This window comes from Streptomyces marianii (genome assembly GCF_005795905.1).
GTDB lineage: Bacteria > Actinomycetota > Actinomycetes > Streptomycetales > Streptomycetaceae > Streptomyces > Streptomyces marianii.
Window position 1 is genome coordinate 170,506 of sequence record NZ_VAWE01000002.1, and the last position, 19,961, is coordinate 190,466.

At 71.2% G+C, this 19,961-nt stretch carries 18 protein-coding genes; 5 read left to right on the forward strand and 13 right to left on the reverse strand.

All coding sequences use genetic code 11. The features are described 5' to 3' along the window. Positions 1 to 14: 14 nt before the first annotated feature. The 12 genes from FEF34_RS38695 to FEF34_RS38745 form a co-directional block, all read right to left on the reverse strand. Positions 15 to 1,406: an MFS transporter gene (locus FEF34_RS38695; RefSeq protein WP_138058130.1), complete on the reverse strand. Its 1,392-nt coding sequence runs from the start codon at positions 1,404 to 1,406 to the stop codon at positions 15 to 17. Further along, positions 1,390 to 2,427, reverse strand: a complete 1,038-nt coding sequence (locus FEF34_RS38700; protein ID WP_138058131.1) for a phosphotransferase enzyme family protein — start codon at positions 2,425 to 2,427, stop codon at positions 1,390 to 1,392. The genes FEF34_RS38695 and FEF34_RS38700 overlap by 17 nt, the downstream gene beginning before the upstream one ends. Further along, the gene (locus FEF34_RS38705) at positions 2,424 to 2,960 is read right to left on the reverse strand and encodes an HIT family protein (RefSeq protein ID WP_234043326.1); all 537 of its coding nucleotides are present in this window, start codon (positions 2,958 to 2,960) and stop codon (positions 2,424 to 2,426) included. The genes FEF34_RS38700 and FEF34_RS38705 overlap by 4 nt, the downstream gene beginning before the upstream one ends. After that, positions 2,960 to 4,960, reverse strand: coding sequence for an ABC transporter ATP-binding protein (locus tag FEF34_RS38710; protein ID WP_138058132.1), 2,001 nt, complete (start codon positions 4,958 to 4,960; stop codon positions 2,960 to 2,962). The genes FEF34_RS38705 and FEF34_RS38710 overlap by 1 nt, the downstream gene beginning before the upstream one ends. Positions 4,961 to 5,363: 403 nt before the next feature. Further along, positions 5,364 to 6,344, reverse strand: a complete 981-nt coding sequence (locus FEF34_RS38715) for a DNA glycosylase family protein (RefSeq protein WP_138058133.1) — start codon at positions 6,342 to 6,344, stop codon at positions 5,364 to 5,366. 1 nt (position 6,345) lies between these two features. Next, positions 6,346 to 7,377: a helix-turn-helix transcriptional regulator gene (locus FEF34_RS38720; protein WP_138058134.1), complete on the reverse strand. Its 1,032-nt coding sequence runs from the start codon at positions 7,375 to 7,377 to the stop codon at positions 6,346 to 6,348. Continuing rightward, positions 7,377 to 8,120 carry an SDR family NAD(P)-dependent oxidoreductase gene (locus FEF34_RS41750; protein WP_171053372.1) on the reverse strand — a complete coding sequence of 248 codons (744 nt, stop codon included), beginning with the start codon at positions 8,118 to 8,120 and terminating at the stop codon, positions 7,377 to 7,379. Before FEF34_RS41750 ends, FEF34_RS38720 begins: the two co-directional genes overlap by 1 nt. Next, positions 8,117 to 8,533 carry a hypothetical protein gene (locus FEF34_RS41755; protein ID WP_171053373.1) on the reverse strand — a complete coding sequence of 139 codons (417 nt, stop codon included), beginning with the start codon at positions 8,531 to 8,533 and terminating at the stop codon, positions 8,117 to 8,119. Before FEF34_RS41755 ends, FEF34_RS41750 begins: the two co-directional genes overlap by 4 nt. Before the next feature lie 16 nt (positions 8,534 to 8,549). Further along, positions 8,550 to 9,554, reverse strand: a complete 1,005-nt coding sequence (locus FEF34_RS38730; protein WP_138058136.1) for an amino acid--tRNA ligase-related protein — start codon at positions 9,552 to 9,554, stop codon at positions 8,550 to 8,552. Then, positions 9,551 to 10,498: a S66 peptidase family protein gene (locus FEF34_RS38735; protein WP_138058137.1), complete on the reverse strand. Its 948-nt coding sequence runs from the start codon at positions 10,496 to 10,498 to the stop codon at positions 9,551 to 9,553. Before FEF34_RS38735 ends, FEF34_RS38730 begins: the two co-directional genes overlap by 4 nt. Before the next feature lie 77 nt (positions 10,499 to 10,575). Beyond that, the gene (locus tag FEF34_RS38740) at positions 10,576 to 12,000 is read right to left on the reverse strand and encodes a B12-binding domain-containing radical SAM protein (protein ID WP_138058138.1); all 1,425 of its coding nucleotides are present in this window, start codon (positions 11,998 to 12,000) and stop codon (positions 10,576 to 10,578) included. Then, on the reverse strand, positions 11,997 to 13,028 hold the full coding sequence (locus tag FEF34_RS38745) for a radical SAM protein (protein WP_171053374.1): 1,032 nt from the start codon (positions 13,026 to 13,028) through the stop codon (positions 11,997 to 11,999). Before FEF34_RS38745 ends, FEF34_RS38740 begins: the two co-directional genes overlap by 4 nt. A 597-nt stretch (positions 13,029 to 13,625) precedes the next feature. Between FEF34_RS38745 and FEF34_RS38750 the strand changes: the two genes are divergently transcribed. After that, a complete protein-coding gene (locus FEF34_RS38750) occupies positions 13,626 to 14,513 on the forward strand; it encodes a glycosyltransferase family 2 protein (protein WP_138058140.1) in 888 nt (295 codons plus the stop codon). A gap of 25 nt (positions 14,514 to 14,538) precedes the next feature. On the opposite strand, the gene FEF34_RS38755 is transcribed toward FEF34_RS38750, so the two are convergent. Next, positions 14,539 to 15,825: an XRE family transcriptional regulator gene (locus FEF34_RS38755; RefSeq protein ID WP_171053375.1), complete on the reverse strand. Its 1,287-nt coding sequence runs from the start codon at positions 15,823 to 15,825 to the stop codon at positions 14,539 to 14,541. A 285-nt stretch (positions 15,826 to 16,110) separates the two neighbouring features. On the opposite strand from FEF34_RS38755, the gene FEF34_RS38760 reads away from it, so the two are divergent. Genes FEF34_RS38760 through FEF34_RS38775 form a run of 4 tightly spaced genes read left to right on the forward strand, consistent with a single transcriptional unit; the run spans position 16,111 to position 19,950 of the window. Further along, a complete protein-coding gene (locus FEF34_RS38760) occupies positions 16,111 to 17,031 on the forward strand; it encodes a class I SAM-dependent methyltransferase (protein ID WP_234043327.1) in 921 nt (306 codons plus the stop codon). 30 nt (positions 17,032 to 17,061) lie between these two features. Continuing rightward, positions 17,062 to 18,138 carry an NAD-dependent epimerase/dehydratase family protein gene (locus FEF34_RS38765; protein ID WP_138058143.1) on the forward strand — a complete coding sequence of 359 codons (1,077 nt, stop codon included), beginning with the start codon at positions 17,062 to 17,064 and terminating at the stop codon, positions 18,136 to 18,138. Between the two features lie 32 nt (positions 18,139 to 18,170). Further along, positions 18,171 to 19,175, forward strand: coding sequence for a Gfo/Idh/MocA family protein (locus FEF34_RS38770; RefSeq protein ID WP_138058144.1), 1,005 nt, complete (start codon positions 18,171 to 18,173; stop codon positions 19,173 to 19,175). Between the two features lie 28 nt (positions 19,176 to 19,203). Then, a complete protein-coding gene (locus FEF34_RS38775) occupies positions 19,204 to 19,950 on the forward strand; it encodes a hypothetical protein (protein WP_234043328.1) in 747 nt (248 codons plus the stop codon). Positions 19,951 to 19,961: the final 11 nt, after the last annotated feature.

Sequence of the window (19,961 nt, forward strand, 5' to 3'; positions counted from 1 at the left end):
GGTCGGGGCCGTGCTCACGGACCTCCTCCGGGCGAGCGGTCGCGCCGCACATCCCCCGGCGCTGCGGGTTGGCGCACAGCCGGTTCACGCGGTGACGGCGCCGGTTGCGCGAGGGCGGCCCCGGAAGGAGGGGGCACGGCGGGCGAGCCGGGCATCTCCCGCAGGCTGCGCAGCGGGGAGCGGTAGAGCACCACGAGGGGAACGACGAGGAGGCAGGTACCGGCGGCCAGGGTGGGACGCACACCGATCCACGTGCCAAGCCCGCCGGCGAGGAGGGCGGCCACCGGCCGTGCACCGGAGGTGAGCCAGGTACTCACGGCCTGCATGCGAGCCTGCATGCCGTCGGCGGTGACGACCTGGCGAATGGTGCGCTGGGTCGTCCCCGCGGCCCCGGCACAGGCCAGCTGAAGAAAGAGGGCGGCACCGATGGCGAACTGCCAGATGAGGCTCGGGGAGGCGAGGAGCAGAGGGATCTGGGCGAGCGGGGTGATCGCGAGCGCGGCGAGCATCATCGGCCCGGGCCCGTACCGCGCCGCGAGCGAGGGGGCGGTCAGCGCCCCGGCCGCCGCGCCCAGCGCCCCGAGTCCCAGGACCACGCCGAAGGCGGTCGCGCCCATGGTGAGGGACCGGAGCAGGTACAGCGCCCACAAGGTATTGAGGAGCGCCAGGGCGAACGACGTCGTCGCGTTGACGAGGGTCAGGGTGCGCAGCCGGTGGTCGCCGTTCACGTAGCGCAGGCCCTCACCGATCTCGGTGTGTAGCCGGCGGTCTTGTGCTGCCGGCCGGGGGTGTTCGGGGGTCTGGATGCGGGCGGTGCACCAGGCGCTGACGAGGTAGGACAAGACGTCTCCGAGAAGGGCTCTGGCCGGGCCGAGGAGCGCGGTCAGTGTGGCGCCGAGGTTGCTGCCCGCGGTGGCGGCGACGGCGAAGAGGCTGCCGATGCGGCTGTTGCTCCGTTGGAGCAGGGACCGGTCGACCAGGCTGGGCAGGAGACTGATCGCGGCGGCGTCGTGCAGCACCCCCGCCGCGCCCTGCACCGCTGCGACCACCATCAGCTGGGTCAGGGACAGCCGGTCCAGAGCGGCCGCCACGGGCACGCTGGCCAGCGCGGCGGCGCTGATCAGGTCGCCGGTGATCATCTGCTTCCGTTTGGAGTGGCGGTCGGCGAGTGCCCCGGCGTGCAACGCCAGGAGTGCGGGCGGCAGTTGGCCCAGGAACGTCAGCCAGGCGACCTCGGCGGTGGTCGCATCGAGTTCGAGCACCGCCAGCACGGGGATCACCATGCTGCTGATCGAGCTGCCGGTCACGCTGGCTGCCTGCCCGGTCAGGTAGCGGCGGAAGTTGCGGTGCCGCCACAGCGACGGCCGGGCGCCGGAAGACGCGGAAGGGTCAGTGGAGGAGGTCATGGAGCACCTCCTCGGCTTCCGTCAGCCGCTCGCACAGCTCGACCATGGCCGCATGCCGATTGCGGCCGTACGCCTCGAGTTCAGGGGTGACGGCGGCCGGGTCGTCGACGGCCTCAGCCAGGGGATACACCGAGCACGCCAGGTACCCGGCGGCGATCCGAGGCACCGCGAGGAGTTCTTCGGCCGGCAGCGCCGGGTTGGCCGCCTGGTAGGCGGCAACAGCTTCGGCCAGGCCGGCGGGCCACTGCGGCTCGGCCAGAACGGTGCGCGGGTCCAGGACGATCCGCCCGAGCTCCCAGGCGGGGCTGCGGTGACCGGGCGGCCGAAAGTCGATCAATGCCGCCACCTGCTGCCCGCGCAGAAGCAGGTTGGGCGAGGCCAGGTCGCCGTGGACGGCCTGCACGGTCAAGGACGGCGGCAGCTCTTTGACCATGGCAGCCACGGCAGGCAGTGCGTCGCGCCGCTGGGCAGCCGTCTCGCGCGCCCAGGCGGAAAACCCGAGGGTGGGCGGCCTCTTGGCGAAGAGGGTGAGCAGCCGGTCAAGGCGCTGCCGGGCCCGCTTCACGTCGCAGACCTCCCGGGCGGGCACGCGGCGGGGAGGCCCGGCCGGGTGCCGGGCCAGGGTCTGGTGCAGGCGGCCGACCGTCTCGCCCACGGCGGCCCACCGGTCGCCGGACAGGCCGCCCTCCGCTGTCTGCGCGTTCTCGACGAACGCCGCGACCGACACCGCCATCCCGCCGGCGGCCGCGATGAGGTCACCGTCCAGGGTGTGCCGCACAACCGGCACCGGGATCCGGCCGAGCCGCGCGAACTGGCCGAGCTCGAGCGCTTGGCGCTCCGCGTCCAGATCGGTGCCCGCCGGGTATGCCTTCACGAACCACCGTCCGCCTTCGCTGTCCCGGGCCACGTAGTTGCGGGTCGCGGTCCCCGCAGGACCCTCGTCGACCGCGGTCGGGATGATCCGGTAGAACAGCGGCAGGATCCCCGCCACGACCATCACGTCCGACTCGGCGCCGCTCACCGCCGCACCCCCGGCTGGCCGTCCGCGTCGGCCAGCAGCCGGCGCAAGGCTCGGGCATCCGACTGCAACTGCCCCTCGTCCTGGCGCCCGAGATCGAGCGCCTCGAAGGACAGCGGGCCGCCCGGCGCCGGGTCCGCTCCGACCTCGCGGCGTGGAACGCAGTGCCAGTGGGCGTGCGGGATCTGGTTCCCCAGCAGCAGGTAGTTCATCTTCAGCGGCTCGTACAGCGCCTCCACCGCCCGGCCCAGAGCGAGGACGTCGCGCCAGAACGCGGCCGCCTCCCCCTCGTCCAGCTCGGTGGGCTCGGCGACATGACGGCCGGTGTAGATCACGACGGCGTACCCGCGGACCTGCCCGCTGCGCCACAGGTAGGCGTTGCTGACCTCTCCCCGCCGGAGAAGGAGGCCCCAGCCGATGTCACCTGCGGCGAAGTCGTTCGCGCACATCGGGCAGTTGATGCCCCGACGGTGGCTGATGAAGTCCTCCGGCCAGGCGCCGTCCGGCGCGGGATGGGGGTGTGCGTGGTCGGGCATCACGCCGCCTCCCCGGCCCCGGCGCGGTAACCGTCGGCCTGGAGGGTGAACATGGCGGCGTAGTCGCCACCGAGGTCCATCAGCTCCTGGTGGGTGCCGCTCTCGGTGATGCGGCCGCCGTCGAAGACGAAGATGCGGTCGCAGGCGACGACGCTGGCCAGGCGGTGGGAGATCAGCACCGTGATCTGATCGGGGCGCGGGTTGTCCCGCAGGACCGCCTCGTACACGGCGTGCTCGGCGCGGGGGTCCATGCTGGCGGTCGGTTCGTCCAGCAGCAGGACGGGGGCGTTTTTGTACAGGCCGCGGGCGACGGCGATCTTCGCCCACTGGCCGGCGGAGAGTTCCTGACCGCCGCGGAACCGCTTGGACAGCAGCGCCTCCCACCGGCCGGGCAGTCCGGCGATGACCTGCTCGGCGCCGGAGGCCCGCGCGGCGTCCAGTGCCCGCTGCGGGTCGGCCTCGGTGAGGGTGCCCCGGGAGATGGTCAGGTTGGCCAGCGCGCTGAACGGGAACCGGACCGGGTCCTGGAGCACGCAGCCCACCCGGGCCTGCAACGACTCGGCGTCCATGTCGAGCACGTTCACGCCGTCCCAGCGGACCGTGCCCCCGTCCTGGGGTTCGTACAGTCCTGCGAGCAGGCGCGCGCACGTGGACTTGCCCGAGCCGTTGACGCCGACGAAGGCCACCGTCTGCCCGGCGTGCAGCGTCATGGAGATGCCGTTGAGCGCCGGGGTGTCCTTGCCCGGGTAGGTGAAGGACACGTCGTCCAGGGCGATGGTCTTCACCGTCTCGGGGGCGGGCGCCCCGCTGCGGCGCGGCTGGAGGGTACGACAGCGCTCCTGGAAGGCCAACAGGTCGTCCACCCACATGGCCTGCTCGTAGACCAGGTGGGAGACGTCGACGAGCCGGGTCAGCGAGGACTGGGCGGCCTGGATGGCGAGGACCGCGCCCGCGCCGGCGGCCAGGGGCAGCCAGCCCGCGATCAGCATGGCGCCGAGCGCCGTGTAGGTGATGCCGGTGCCGATCCCGCCGACGGCCCGGCCCACCAGGTTCAGCCCGGCCGAGCTCACGCCCAGGCGGGTGTCCTCCTCGGCGATCCGTGTCGTCAGCCGGCGGTGCTCCTCCAGCAGCGCGCCCTGGGCGGTGTCCGAGCGGAGCTCGGCGGCGGCGTCCCTCTCCAGCAGCAGCCAAGAGAAGACCCGCACCCTGCGCTGCAGGGTGTTCCACCGCTTGAAGCTGTGGAAGCGGGCGCGGGCAGTGCGTACGGCGGCCGCGCCGACCGGCAGCACGGACAGCAGGAGCAGGGGCAGCAGGGCTGGGTGGAGGACGCCCAGGACGCCGGCGGTGCCGACGAGCCCGAGCAGTGCGGCGGCCAGGGAGACGACCTGGCCGACGATCTGCCGGGCGTAGAACAGTCCGCGGTCGTTGGCCCGGTAGGCCTCGTCGTGCCAGTCCGCGTCGTCCACGACCTCGAGCCGCACATGGGCGGTCAGGGTGAGGAACTCGCACTCCAGCGCGGTGCGGATCCTCGGGGTCACCCTGGCCTGTGCGACGGCGACGCCCGCTTCCAGGAGCGCCCGGGCGGACAGGAGGGCGACAACTACGGCGAGTTGGGGGATGGCCGCGCGCACCCGGTCCGGCGTGGGCCCCTCGGCGAACAGCTCCCGTAGTACCGCCACCGAGGCCATGAGCCCGAACGCCGTCATCGCGGCCGACGCCAGCTGCAGGACCACGACGGCGAGCGTCGCGGTCCGGTCCGCGGCCCAGGCCAGTCGGCCGATCTGGCGCACGATCCGCGGCAGCCGCGCGAGGATCTGCCCCACCGTGGCCTTGGACGCGGCGCCGTCGTACACGGACCAGTACGTCTCCTCCAGGCCGTCGGCGATGTCCCCGTCGTGCGGCCCGGCCGGAACGGCGGCGGGCGGCAGCGGAAATTCCGCCCCGCGCGGGGCGGGGACCGCGCTCTGCCGGATGGAGGCTGCATCACTGCCGTCGCTCATGCCCCCCACCTCGTATCCGGTCGTGCTGTGCTGCGAAGGGCGTCAACCCGGCGTCGGGGGCGCGCCAGGTGCGGGATGGCAGGCTGGATTTGTTCGAATTCGGCGGGGGGATTCACGAGGGCGGGCACAGGATTCACGGGGTCCTCCAGATGGGTGCGCGAGGGGTACTGGTGCTCTAACAACGGCCCTGGGATGGACCCGTAACGGGCAGATCCGGGGCAGATCGTGGACAAAGGTTCTATTAGGGGGTGGGCGGCGCTTCAGTGCGGCTCGGCGGGCGCGGGGAGACACTCGAACGCTTCGTGTCACCCGTTCGTGGACTTGCCCCTCGGTCGTGAGGGCATGGCTGGGGAGGCAGCGGCGCCGGGCGCGTGCTGCCTTGACTTGACGGTGGTCGGGGGAGTCAGGGCGTGGGGTGCTCCAGGGCCTCGTTCCAGGCGTCAATGCCGTCCGGGTCGAGGAGGGGAGCGACGGGGGCGTTGAGGTACTCGTGCTCGACGAAGTACAAACCTGCGGTTCCGGCACGGCCGGGGAAGAGCTGGTTCAGGCGTCGGGTGACGGCTTCTGGTGCCGCGTCGTCGGCGTCGAGGAGCCGGCGGGCAAGGATCTTACGGTTCCATACGTCGATGCCGAAGGCGGCCGGGTCCCGGGAGGCGTGCGAGGCGATCACGGCGGCGGTGTAGGGGCCCACGCCCTTGATCTGCTGCACGGCCTCGCCGAGGTCGTCGGCCGCTTGGAGGTCTTCGGTGGTGTGCTCGCGGAAGAACGCGGCGTAGTGGGGCAGGCTCTTGGCGCGGAAGCCGAGCCGGTCCTGTTCCTTGAGCGTCTCCGGGGTGACCTCAGCGATCTCGGTGGGGGTGAACCAGGCGCGCAGGGTGATCCCGTCGAAGTGGACGAGGCGGCCGTGGTGGACGAGGAGGTTGCGGGTCATCTGGGTGGTGCGGTGGATGGTGACGTTCTGCAGCAGTAGCGCGATCACGGCGATCTCGAAGTGGTCCTCGGGGCAGGACTGCCGCATGCCGGACAGCTCGCGTAGGACGTCGCGCATCTGCGGTACCCCGGCGGCGAGTTCGGTGAACTCGGCGAGGTTCTCGTCCAGGCCGTAGGAGGTGATGAGCCGGCGGATGAGGTGTTCGCGGTGGGCGGGCTTGTAGTCGCCGTCGGTGTAGATGTCGGCGATCACGGTGCGGTCCTCGGCGCGCAGCCGTACGCCGGCTACGAGGTCGTCGACGCGGAAGGTGCGCCAGCTGCGGGTGTCGGTGTGGACTTCCAGGCCGGTGAGGTAGTGGGAGGGCTTCCAGAAGGTGTGCAGGGCGTTGAACGGGCCGTCGCCGGTGACGGGCAGTTCGAGGGTGTCGGTGTGGTCGAGGGGGGTGGGGCGCACGTCATGCTCCTGGGTGGCGGCCGTGGGTGGTTCGGAGGCGGGAGTCGTCGTGGGGGAGGCCGTCCGGCGGGGCCGGGCCTGTGGGGACGGTGGTGTCGTAGACGGCGAGGGTGCTGCGTAACTGGGCGACGATGGCGGTGCGCAGTTCGGCCGGTTCGGTGATCTCGACGTCGGGTCCGTAGCTGGTGACCAGGGGGATGAGCCATTCCCAGCGGTCGACGAACAGGACGATCGTCAGCGAGCCGTCGTCGTGTTCGTGTACGCGGGAGGTGGATTTCAGGCTCAGGCGTAGCAGTTCGTCCCGGGCTGCGGGGGCCACGCGCAGGGTGACGCGGACGTCGCCTTTCCCGTAGTCCTCCATGGTCTGCTGCCACCACTCGCGGACGGAGAAGTCCTCGGGGTAGGCGAAGGTGAGGTCGGTGGGATGGAGCCGGTCGACCAGGTTGAGGCGGAAGCGGGCCGGGGCGCCGGTGGGGTGGGCGGCGACCATGTGCCACTCGCCGGCCTTCCAGACCGCTCCGTATGGCTTGAGCAGCCCGGTCTTGTGCTGGCCGTCCTTGGTGCGCCAGGTGGCCTCAAGCGCGGTCGCGGTGAGCATGGCGGTGCGCAGGACAGGCAGGTGGCCGGAGCCTTCGTCGCGCCAGTACCAGTCGGCGGTGTCGAAGTGGATGCGCTGAGCGAGCCGGCGGATGACGTCCTGGACGCTGTCGCTGACGCCTGCGGTGCGGGCGCGTTCTTCCGCGCTCGCGCTCTGGTCGGCAGTGTCGAGGAAGCCGAGGACGTACAGCCGCAGGGCGTGGTCGGAGTCGATGGTGAGGGGGTCCAGCGCGCTCTCGGGTGCGAGGCGGTAGCCGCCGACCTTGCCGGGGGTGGCCTGGATGGGGATGCCGTGGGCGGTGAGAGCGGTGATGTCGCGGTAGATGGTGCGTTCGGAGACGCCGAAGCGGCTGGCGAGGTCCCGTGCGGGCACGGTGGTGCGGCTGCGGAGCACGTGGACGATGCCCAGTTGGCGGGCCCGGGCCGTGTCGACCATCAGCGCAGCGCTCCGAGCGGATAGACCTGACCGGTGACGTAGGACCAGTGCGCGGCGGTGGCGAACTCGATGCAGGCTGCGGCGACTTCGTCCAGGGCCAGGGGCCGGCCCCAGGGCAGTTGGGCGAAGTACTCGTCGGGGTCGGTGACGCCCTTGAGGGCCATGACGTGCGCGGCGAGGGGGGAGTCGATGAGCGAGGGGGCGATCAGGTTGACCCGGACGCCGTGCTGGTGCTCTTCCTTGGCCAGGGTGGTGACGAGGGCTTCGAGGGCTGCCTTCGCCGCGCTGTAGGGGCCGTTGTTCGCGCGGGCGGCCTGTCCGGCGTCGGAGCCGACTGCCAGGACCGTGGTGCTGTCGCGGCGGGCGCGGTCGGCCACCGCGTGCCAGGTGCTGACCAGGCTGAGGGTGTTGGCCTCGTGGACCGCTGCGAACTCGCTAAGAGACGTCTCGGCGACCGGGCGTTTACCGGAGGGAGCTCCGACGCAGGCGAACACCGCGTGCAGCCGGCCGGGTTGGGCGGTGACGGCCTCGCGCAGCGCCCCGGTGGAGGTGTCGTCGGCGGTGTCGAACCGTACCCAGGTGGTGTGCCCAGCCGGAGGGGCGGGCTCGGGCGGGCGGGTGCGGTAGGTGGAGATGAGGCGCCAGCCGTCTTTTGCCAGGCGGCTGCGGATCGCGGTGCCCAGTGCCCCGCTGCCGCCGGTGACGACGGCGAGCGGGGCACTGGATGACGGGTGAGACGTCACCGGGCCGTGGCCTCCGGCTGGGCGGAGGCGTCGGGGTGGTCGGTGTCGAACATCTCGGCGAAGCGCATCTGCTCGTCGGGAATGCCGAAGAGGGACCCCACGGCCTGGGCGTGGGCGATGGCCGCCGCGTCGCCGCGCCGGATGGCGACCACGGTGTGCGGGAAGGCGACCAGCATGCGCTCGCCGTCCAGCAGGTGCGCGTAGAACAGCCGCGGCTTGAGGACGGCAGCCAGTTCCAGCGCCAGCGCCGGCGCGCGGTCGGCCGGCACGGTGAGCTCGATGATCTCGATCGGGGTCTGCTCGTCCAGCAGATGCGCGTAGCGGCGGTCCTCCAAGCCGGAGAACGCCGCGGGGAGCGTTCCGCCAGTGAGGCTTTCGGTGATCACCACCGCGCGCAGGGTGGGCTCGGGCACGTCGGATCCTCTTGGACTAGTGGTAGGGGAAGGTCAGGGTGTCGAACACGGTCCGGCCGGTGCACAGCGCCAGCAGCCGTTCGATGCCCAGGCCGAAGGTGAAGACGTCCGCCGGGTCGTAGTCGATGTCGGCGAAGAAGTCGACCGGGCCTTCGTCGGCCGGCACGGCGTGCAGCTGGGTGCGCAAGGCGATGTTGGTCTTCACCATCGGCCGGTAGTCGTCGGCGGTCCGCAGCTTCACCCCGCCGTCGCAGAGCTCCACCCCGGCCGCTATCAGGGAGAACCGCTGGGCCCGCCCGTCGGTGTCGACGCGGGAGTTGTGCCGCAGCTCGTAGGGGAAGCCGTACAGCACGACGGGGGTGGTGACGGCGGCCTCCACGGCGTGCTTGACGAACTCCTCCATCACCGCCCACGGCGAGTCGCCAGCCGTCAGGCCGTGGTCCTTGAGCCAGGCCTGCGCCGCCGCGACGAGCTCGGCCCCCTCGGGGGCGCGGCTGAGGCCGAGCGCTTCGGCGATCGCGTCGTCGACCGTACGGCGGGGGATGACGGAGAAGTCGATCCCGCCCGGAGTCTGCAGCGACGCGAACGCGGCCGTCACGGTGTGCTGGACCAGCTCGGTCACCAGCCTGATGCCGTCGTCCAGGCCGATGTCCCGGGCGGCGGTCTGCAGCATGGTGAACTCGATCGCGTGGGTCTCATCCGCCTGCTCGGCCCGGATGGCCTTGCTCAGGTCGTACACGCGGTCCACGCTCATCACCAGGCGCCGCAGGTGCTCCTCCGCCGAGTGCTTGAGGTGGTACGTGTCGCCGGTGAGCGGGTGGCTGGTGGAGAACTGCGGGATCGGTGCGCTCTCCCGGGCCGCGCACAGGACGGGGGCGGCCACCTCCGTGTATCCGGTCTCGTGCAGCCACGCGCGCATGGCGCGCATCAGGTCCGCCTTCGTCAGCAGCAGGTCCCTCTCGGCGGGGTGCTGCTTGAGCAGGGTCCCGTACAGGCGCCGTTGCTCCGGGGTGATCGTCACCTCTTCTCACCTCCCTGCGTGGTCCACGGCGAGGTGATGGTCAGGCGGGCGGCGTCGGAGTCCAGGAGGGCTTCCGCGCCGACGGGCAGGGTGTGCTTGAGCGGGGTGTGGCCGAAGGGCAGTCCGAAGGCGACGGGGAAGTCGTACTCGGCGCACAGGTCCATGACCATCTCGTGCGCCGAGACACCGCCGGAGGGCTCGCAGCTGACCAGATCGCCGACAACCATGCCGGCGATCTGGTCGAGGACACCGCGGTCGCGGAAGTGCGTCAGGGCCTGGTCCAGCTGCTCGACCGGCTTGAAGGCGTCCTCCCACGCCAGCACGGCGCCGTTCCAGTCCGGCTCCCACACCGTGCCCAGCAGGCAGCGCAGGGAGGACAGGCAGCCGGCGACCAAGTGCCCCCGGGCGGTGCCGGTGCGCGCCCAGGTCAGCGGGGCGTCGATGCGCGCGGCCCCGGCGTCGCCGGCCAGGACCGCGGCGAAGTGGTCTCCCGTCGCGGCGGGCGGCTCCTCGGCGCCGAAGTCCCACAGCACGGCGGGGCCGTGGAAGGTGATCAGACCGGTGCGGGCGGTGATCGCGTTGAGCAACAGACTCGGGTCACTCACTCCCACGATCGGCTTGGGGTGCTCGGCGATCAGCTCGTAGTCCAGACCGCGCAGCAGCCGGTTGGCGCTCCTACCACCACCTGCGCACACCACCGCGTCGATGCCGGGGTCCGCGAGGAAGGCGTGGAAGTCTTCCATGAGCTGCGTCTCGCTGCCGGCGCGGTAGCCGTCCCGGCTCGTGGCGTGCGAGGCGATGACGGGCTCGTAGCCGCGGCTGCGCAGACGGTCCAGGCCCCGGTCGAAGACGTCGGGGTGGGCGGCTGGTTCGGGAGCGGAGACGGTAACGACGCCGACGCGGCCGCCCTTGGTGAGGGGCGCGGGCAGGAGACGGGCGGACAAGGTGCTCTCCTAACAGAGGAGGACCACCCCAGTGCTCGGGGTAGCCAGATGAGTGCTGAGGGTGACGGTAGGGGGTGTCAGCGGGCGGGGGCCAGCCGCATGCGGGTCGCCTCCCGGGCGCGGGCGGCGGTCTCCTCACTGGTCCAGGGGGTCAGGGAGGTGTAGTAGTCGAACCTCGACCAGCCCTCCAGGGAGTCGGGCGGTTCGAAGCCCATCGCGACCGCCTTGTCCCACAGCTCTCCCACGCCCGGATAGGGGGCGAACAGGTGCACGCGGGTCTCCGGCACGGGGTCGAGCTGGCGCAGCTCCTCGATCAGGGTGTAGGTGTCCTCCACCTCCGCGTCGGTCTCCCCCGGGAAGCCGACGATGAAGGTGTAGGAGCCGAGGATCTTGTGCGCGGCGATGTCGGCGGCGACGTCGAGGATCTTCTCCCGCGTGATCTCCTTCTTGACCACCTCGTCCAGCACGCGGTCGTTGCCCGATTCCACGCCCATCAGCAGCCGCGAGCAGCCGCTCTCCGCGATCCTCTCCAGCAGCGGCAGTCCCTTCTTGCGGGCCTTGAGGATGTCGTTCGGGTTGATGCTGGCCGCCCACCGCAGGTCCAGTCCGCGTTCGACTAGTCCGTCGCAGAAGCCCATCGCGCGCTGCAGGTTCACGAAGAAGTCGGCGTCGTAGAACTTCACTCCGTTGATCCCGAAGCGCTGCTTCAGGTCGGCGATGTCGTCGAGGAGGTCACCGGCGAGCATCGCCGAGTACTTGCGCTTGTAGATCTTCTCGTAGCAGAAGTCGCACTTGTAGACGCAGCCCTGGGAACTCACATAGTTCAGGGTGCGGGGGGCCACCGTCGGGTCGTCGCGGATGTAGTCGGCGACGTTCAGCAGCGACCACGGGTAGGCGCCAAGGATCCCGGTCCGTGGCGGGTTCGGCTTGCCCGTTAGGACCTGCTCGCCGTCGTCGATCCGCAGGCCCGGGACCAGGCGGCGGGGCAGGCGGCCCAGGAGCGACTGCACGTACTGCAGGATGGAGTTCTGCCCGGGCCCGGTCAGGACCGCGTCCACCAGCGGGTGGACGGCGGTCTGCTCGGAGAGCACGTTGACGTGCGGGCCGCCGAAGACGACCGGCGGGCACGAGACCCGCTTCTTGGCCGCGTGAACCATGTCCAGGGCGTGGCCGATCTGCCCGCCGCCGGTCATGATGCTCACCCCGATGCACACCGCGGCGTCCAGGTGCTCGTCCAGGAACGCCTCCCACGCCTGCTTGTCGCGCTGGTTGCCGTCGAAGAGGACGACGTTCACCAGACCGCTCTCGATCAGCGGCTTGGCGAGTGTGAGCAGCGAGAACGGCATCCAGTGGTAGACGTAGTCCTTCTCGTGGTCGATCTTCGGGTACGCGAGGATCACGGTCGGCCGGCCCGCGACCGGACCGGTCGCGGCGCCCGGCCGGGCCCCCGCAGCGGGCTGGGAAGGGCTGGACAGTGCGGGCAGGCCCAGGAACGTGGTCACAGGCTCGCCCCCGTCAGCTCCGTCGGCTTCGTGTCGTCCCTGCGGAAGGCGGCTGCGGCGTACATCTCGAACGCCGCCTCGATGTGGTTGTGGATCCCGGCGGTGTCGCCGGCGTCCAGCAGCCCGGCGAGATCGACGGTGATGTCCTCGCGCAGCAGGCAGAACTGCAGCCGGGCGTCCGCGGTGAGCCGCAGAGCCATCAGCGCGTCGTGGCAGGGGAAGAGGGGGCAGCCCCGGCACACCGCCCCGTACCAGGCGCCGGCCGAGGAGTCCTTGATGACGACCTTCGTGCCCGACGGCATCGTGAACACGGTCATGGGGTGGCCCAGTCCACCCTGCTGCACGACTTCCTCGTCGACCGCCCGGGCCCGCAGCTCGCTCGCCAGCTCCTCCAGCGGCACGTACAGATCGGGCAGCTGCACCTTCCGCTTGATCTCCAGCCGCCGCGTGAAGCTTTCGCTGCTCTCACCGAGGTCCTTGATGACGTCCAGCAGCTTCACACTGTGGACCCCGGTGTCCTCGCAGAACGCGATCAGCCGCTCGATCTCCGGCGTGTTGATCCCGGACATCACGACCACGTTCACCTTCACCGGCACGCCCGTGGCCACGCAGCGCCTGATCGCGGTGAGGACCTCGGCGTGGTCGTCGACACCGCAGATCTCCTTGTGCAGGCCGGCATCCAGGGTGTCCAGCGACACGTTGAACAGCGTCGTCCCGGCCTCGGCCAGGGCCGGGGCGAGCTCACCGATCCGCGGGTGCCGGGAGATCACCTCGACCTCGCGCATACCCGCCTCCTGCCGCAGGCGGCGCACCACCTCGACGAGCGGCTCGTACAGGGCCGGATCGCCCCCAGTCAGCTTGATCCCGTCCACGCCCTGGGCCCGCACCGCAGACGCCACGGCGATGAGACGATCCGGATCCAGGTCGGTGCCGGCCTCGGTGGCCACCGCCTCCCCCGACGGCCGGCAGTAGAAGCAGCTCCTCTTGCAGCGGGAGTTCACCGTCACCCGCACCTGCGGTAAGCGCATGTCACCCATCCCTCGGACATCGCTGACATTCACGGTGCACAGCCTCCCGGTAGCCCTCTGTCATCAGCAACGACTTCGACGAATCGCGATGTCAGGGTTTGTCGTTGAGGGGACCGAAACCCTGACACGAGCTTCGCCTGCCGCGCGCTGTCCCGAGGCTTGGTCGCAGCGACATGGCTCAATCTGATTCATGCCGCGGCCTTGGCGGCCGGAAGGCCCAGATGAGAGATGGCATTTTCCCGCCATGCCAACAGCCGAGCCCGGACCGACGGCTGATCTCGGACGCGGGTCGGTGCCGCCGGGCCTGGCGACGGAGAGCGATCCGATCGAGTCGCGTGCAGGCAGGCGGACGCCGGCGGGGAGCCCGGCCCTCATCTGCGTGAATCCCGATGAGAACCGCCTCGTATGGCTGTTCAACCCCCGTTACGGATTACGTCACGGGGGCAACCTGCTGAGTTCTTCTGCGGGTGCTTTGGGCGCTACGCTGCGCTGGGCCGTGCAGTCAGGACAAGCTCCGAGACCTCCTTGTGCCCCTCGAAGCAGCGAGCGCCCTCGTGGAGACGGCTTGCAGGCCCAGCGAATGAAGGACAGGTCCAGGTGAGCAGTGAAGCGCCCAAGCGCACGGTCGACGTCGTCGTGCTCACCATGAACGATCGTGACGAGGAGTTCCGCACGGCGATGGCCTCGGTCCTGGCTCAGCAGGACGTGGACCTGCGCGTCGTGATCGTCGGGAACGGCGTGGAACCCGACTATGTACCCGACGGCGTGCAAAGCGTCACTCTTGCCGCAAACGCCGGTATTCCGGAGGGGCGCAATGTCGGAGCGGACGCCCTGGCTGCCCATGGCGCCGAGTTTGTGCTGTTTTTCGACAACGACGCAGTCCTGCCCGACCCGCACACCCTCACCCGGCTGATCGCCGAGTTCGACCGGCACCCGCAGGCCGCCTACGTCCAGCCCCGCATCGCCGACCCCGCCACCGGCCAGACGCTGGGCCGGTGGGTTCCCCGACTGCGGTCCGGCGACGCCCGGCGCTCGGGGGTCGTCACCGTCATGGCCGAGGGCATCGTCCTCGTCCGCCGCGCGGACTTCGAAGCAGTGGGCGGCTGGCCCGGGCACTTCTTCCTCTTCCACGAGGGCGTCGATCTGTCCTGGCGGCTGTGGGACCTCGGCCGGGTCGGCTGGTACGCCGGGGACATCGAGGTGCATCACCCGGCGACGAACCCGGCCCGTCACAAGCCGTTCTACCGGATGGTGGCCCGCAACAGGGTGTGGGTCGCGCGCCGCCGCCTGCCGGCTCCGCTCATCCCCGTTTACCTGGCCGCCTGGATCGTGATCAGCATCTGGCGCTTCCGGTCCTCGGGAAATCTCGGGGTGTGGTTCAAGGGGTTCGCCGAGGGGCTGCGCACGGATGCGGGGGAGCGGCGGGCGATGTCGTGGCGCACGGTGTGGCGGCTGACGCGCGCCGGCCGCCCACCGATCGTCTGACCCGCCCCACGCCCCGTCGGGATCATCAGCCGACGGCGGCGATCCGTTCTCTAAGGTCCCGTACGGCCGGCAGGGTCTTGTGCGAGGCCATGGTGGCGAGGAGGTCCTGGAGGGGGCCGACGGTGCGCTGCGAGCTGATCTGGTCGGTGAGGTCCAGGGCCTGGTGCGCGGTGCCGCACGCCTGTTCATGGTGCCCTTGGAGCCACTGCGCGCCGGCCATGCGGGTCAGGTAGAGGGCGTGGGTGCGTACCGCGCCGCCGTCAAAGGCGCGGGCTGCGGCCGCGAAGGTGGCTTCGGCGTCGCCCGGGCGCCCCATGGCCAGCTGGGTGGAGGCTCGCGAGCCCTGGAACTCGGCGAGGTTCATCCAGTACGCCCACTCGGGCTCCCGCTCGTCCGGGCTCTGCTCCGCGCGGTGAAGGTGTCGCTCCGCTTGGTCGAGGTCGGACCAGCACCGCTCGTCACGCAGGTGCGATCGGGCGCGGGCGCGGCGAGCGTGGACCAGTGCTTGCACCCGGGGTGAGGCCTTGCCGCGTACGGCGCTCAGGGCCGCGCTGGCGATCGACTCGGCCTCCGCGGGCCGGTCACAGTTGTAGGCGGCTGCGGCCCAGAAGGTGAGGATGTGGGCGCCCAGGATCTGGTCGTCGGCGCTGTGCGCGGAGTGCAGAGCGGACTTGAAGATCCGGTCGTCGCAGGTGCCGTGAACGTCGAAGATGGCCCAGGCGCGCATCCGTTCCAGGTCGGCCGCCGCGGCGTAGAGGCGGCGGCCGTGGTCGAGGGAGTAGCTGCGGTGGGCCAGAAGGTCGGCGACCATGTCGTTGGCCGCTGCGGTCTCGCGGATCAGGGTGCCGCCGCCGTCCTCGTCGTCGGTGCGGCGCAGCGCACGGACCTTACGCTCGATGTGGGTGACGGCGGCCTCGCCGATGCGCCGACCGCTGGTGATCTCGCCCGCGGCCGCTGGGTCGGCGGTGAGCCAGGAGAACAGGCCCGCGGTCAGGGCCGACGAGCCGAAGATGAAGGACCGGCGATGCATGTCACTCCCGACTGAGTCTCTGAGCGCGTCCAGCGCGCCTTGGGGGGTCCACGGGAAGTCGCTGTACTGCTGAAGCGGGTCGAACTCGAGCCACAGGGGCCAGGGGTGGGTGTCGACGAGGTGCGGGTCGATGTCGAACAGCTCGGCCAGCAGCTTCTGTGTCTCCAACTCGGGTTCGCGGCCGTCCTCCCAGCGTAGGACGCCGGACGGTGCGGTTCCCAGAGGGCGTTTACGCTCGGCGCTCAGTCTGCGCAGTTCGCGGGCGAGATCAGGCCGGTTCATGTTCCGGGCCTGACGTGCGATGACTAACCGGTGGATCTTCCCCACTGTTCCTCCTGCAAGGGCCCCGCACGGGCGGATATCCGGGCGACGCTAGCGGTTCGGCACCCGGGGTGGAAGAGCATCGGGCGGTGCTCCGATGGTGCTCCTTGACGCACCCCAACGGCACCACCGGAGTGTCTTCCGCCCGTGGTCGGGCGGCAGCGAGGGTGAGGTCAGCCCGAGGTCGCGGCAGTGAATCTGCTACCGGGCACCGACGCCCCGGACGGCCACGAACGGAGCACCGCCTTGTCGTTCACCGATATGTCCCTGGACTTCAGCACCCCAGAGCTGGAGGCTCTGGCCCTGGAGGTCATTCCCGAGCAGCACTTCGAGCTGCGAGCGGAGGACGCCCGCGACAGATACTTCACCGACACCAGCAAGCTGGACGCCAAGCAACTGGCCCACGACCGGTTCCGCACCAACCCGCTGGCCCTACACGATCACTTGATCAGAGCCCTGGACCTGCGCGGCACCGAGGAACTGCTGGACCTGGGCTGCGGAAACGGCGAGATCCTGGCCCGAATCCGCCCCTACCTGGCCGCCGGCCACCTCACCGCCTTCGACATCGCCCCCGCCGCCCTGGAGGCCGCCCGGCAGCGACTGGACGGAGTGGCCACCCCGTGCGAGTTCGTCGAGGGCAACGCGGACGACCTGAGCGCCTTCGCCACCGACAGCTTCGACCGGGTCATGGCCGTCTACATGGCGCACTACGTCACCGACCTGAACGCCTGCTTCGCCGAGGTACGCCGGGTTCTGCGTCCCCGGGGCCGGTTCGTGCTCGCCACCGACCGCACGGACTCCATGGTCGAGATGTGGAACGTCCACTTCGCCGCGCTGGGCGAGATGAACGCCCCCCAGAGGCTGTTCCGCGCCACCCCCAAGGCCCGGATCTCCCTGAGTAACGGCGCCGAGCAGCTCGCCCCTCACTTCGCGTCCGTTGAACGCGTGGACTGGCAGGACCAGCTGCAGTTCGGCAAGGCCGAGCACTTCATGGCCTTCTACCGCAGCTGCAACCACTGCTGCGCCGGCTCCAGGCCGGGCGAAGGGCTGCCACCGGCGTTCTTCACCGAGCTCGAGGAGCGCGTGCACGCCCACGTCCAGGCCGCCATCGAGACCACCGGCTACTTCGCCCTGACGAAGTACACCGGCCACTTCATCTGCTCCTGACCCCTCCGCACCTCCACCCGGGAGACTTCTGTGCCTGCCCCGCTGCACAACGACCTGACCGACGCCCGCGTTCTGATCACCGGCGGCGCCGGGTTCATCGGCGCCGCGCTGCGCGCCACCCTGACCCGCGCCGGCGCACGCCCGGCCCTGCTGGACGACCTGAGCGCCTACGGGCCCACGACCCTGACCTTGCTGGGCACCGGCCCCACCGACCCGGCACTGACCATCGGCGACATCAACGACGAGCAACTGGTGCGCCGCATGGTCGCCGACGCCGACTACGTCGTCCACGCCGCCGCCCACTCCTCCGTCCACGGCTGCACCACCGACCCGGACAAGGCCTTCCGCTCCAACCTGGCGGGCACCGACACCGTGCTGCGGGCCGTGGCCGCCGCCCCCCACGTACGCCGCTTCGTCCTGCTGTCCACCGCCCAGGTCTACGGCCACGGCGCCCCGCACGCCCCCCGCAGCGAGCGGGCCGGCTACTTCACCGAGGACCAGCGACTCGACCCGCTGAACATCTACGCCAACTCCAAGCTGTGGGCCGAGGGGCACACGCGGCAGATCCTGGACCTCGCCGGACGGGACTACACGATCGTGCGCCCGTTCAGCGTCTACGGGCCCGGACAGGTCCCCAAGCAGGGCGCCGCGTCGTGGGTGGTGGCGCAGTTCACCATGTACGCGGCCCTGGACCAGCAGCTGCTGCTCAACAACGGCGGCCGGCAGGTCCGCGACTTCATCCACCGCGACGACGTCGCCGAAGCCCTGCGGCTCTGCCTCACCATCCCCGCGGCGGCCGGGCAGACCCTCAACCTCGGCACCGGCATCCAGACTTCCGTCCGCCAGGTCGCCGAGCACGTGGCCCGTCACATCCCCGGCGCCCGGATTGTCGACGCCCCCCGCGTCGCCCAGGACCCGCTCGGCGCCTGCGCCGACACCACCCGCATGCGCACTGTCCTGGACTGGCAGCCGGCCATCCGCGTCGCGGACGGCATCGCTGGCTACGTCGACTGGGTGCGCACCACCCCCAACGCGATCCCCGACTGGATGCGCGCCGAGACCAGCACCAGCCGCATCGCCGCCTGGAGCGCCCCCGCCCCCCGGTGACCCGCCGCCCCCGTTTCGAAGGAGAGAACCCCGTGACGAAGCTGCGTACCGGTGTGGTGGGCCTGGGCTGGGCGGGCACCGTCCACGCCCGCACCATGGCCGCCTTGCCCGGCGTCGACCTGGTCGCCGTCAGCGACCTCGACCCCGCCAAGCACACCGCCTTCCCCGACATCCCCCTGTACAGCGACGTGGAAGAGATGCTGCGCCTCGAGCTGGACTACTGCGTCATCGCCACTCCAAGCGCGACCCACGAGCACTACGCCCTGGCCCTCGCTGCGGCCGGCGTACCCGCGCTGATCGAGAAGCCGCTGGCGCCCACCGGCGCGGCGGCCCGCCGCATCCACGACGCCTTCACCCGCACCGGGACCTTCGCCGCCGTCGGGCACACCGAACGCCACCAGGCACCGCTGGCCGAACTCGCCCGGCTCCTTCACGGCGGGGACTTCGGCGAACTGTGGCAGATGGAAACCCGACGCCAGGGCCCCTACTCCGGCCGCATCCTGGACGTCGGCGTCGCCCTGGACCTGCTGGTCCACGACGTCGACCTGGTCTCCTGGCTCGCCAGACAGCCCATCGAGTCGGTCACCGCCGCCACCCGCACGCTGGCCGGCCCGTACGAGGACACGGCCACCGCCACCACGCTCCTGCGCGGCGGGGTCCTTGCCCACCACCACGCCGACTGGATCACCCCGTTCAAGCACCGCCAGGTCCAGGTCCACACCGCGGCGGGGGTCCTGACCGCCAACACCGTCGCGGGCACCCTCACCCACCACCCCAACACCGCCTCCCCGCCCCCAGCGGGGTCCTTCCCCGGTGTCCAGGGTGGCGAGGCACGGCTGATCACGCTGCCCGCGCAGGAGCCCCCCTTCACCGTCGAGCACCGGCTGATGCGCGACGCCCTCCTCGGGGCCGGCCCCCGCGGCCTGGTGACCCTGGCCGAGGGCGCGCACGCCGTTGCGGCGACCGAGGCGCTGCTGACGGCGGCGGGCTCCGGACAGGCCACCGCAGTGACCGCCCGCGAGCCCGCCCTCACCTGACCGTCCACCCTCGGAGGGGAGAGACCCTGTGCCTGTTCAGCCTGAGCGCTCTGTGCGCGAGTTGGCCGCCGCCCGGACGCTGCCGGAGCACCAGAGGATGGACGCCGCCACCCTCGACTGGATCGCCGGCAACCCGCCCCCGCCCGCCGCCGACACCCCCCGCCTCGCGGCGGACGACATCCCCGTGCTGACCCCCGACCCGGCGTGGTTCACCAGCCCCGTGCAGGCCGAGGGCCTGCACGGCATCAGCCACGGGGCCCGCACCAGTGTCCTCGCCTTCCTCCTCGCGCGCGCCCACAAGCTCGACGGGCCGCACACCGCCGCGCTGTGCACCGCGGCCGCCCTCCACGACTGCCGCCGCCACGACGACCGCGCCGACCCCGAGCACGGCCGGCGCGCGGCCGACTGGTTCACCGAGCACGCCGAGCACGTCCTTCCCGCCCTGGGACAGGACGTCCCCCCGGCCCTGCGCGAAGAGGCGGCCTCGGCGATCGCCGTGCACAACCTGCCCTACGACGCCTTCACCCCCGCCCAGCACACCGCCTACCAGCGGGCCCCGCACCTGACCGACCTGCTCAAGGCCGCCGACTGCCTGGACCGCTACCGCCTGCCGCTGGAGCGCTGGTGGCCCAACCTCATCCACCTGCGCGTGGCGGTCCCCGACTGGCTACCGCCTCTCGCACACGGCCTGGTCGTCCACAGCGAGCAAGCCCGCTTCCACGGCGCCGGACACCGCGACGCGCTCACCGACGCCCTGACCGCCCTGACCCGATAGAAGAGAGAGAG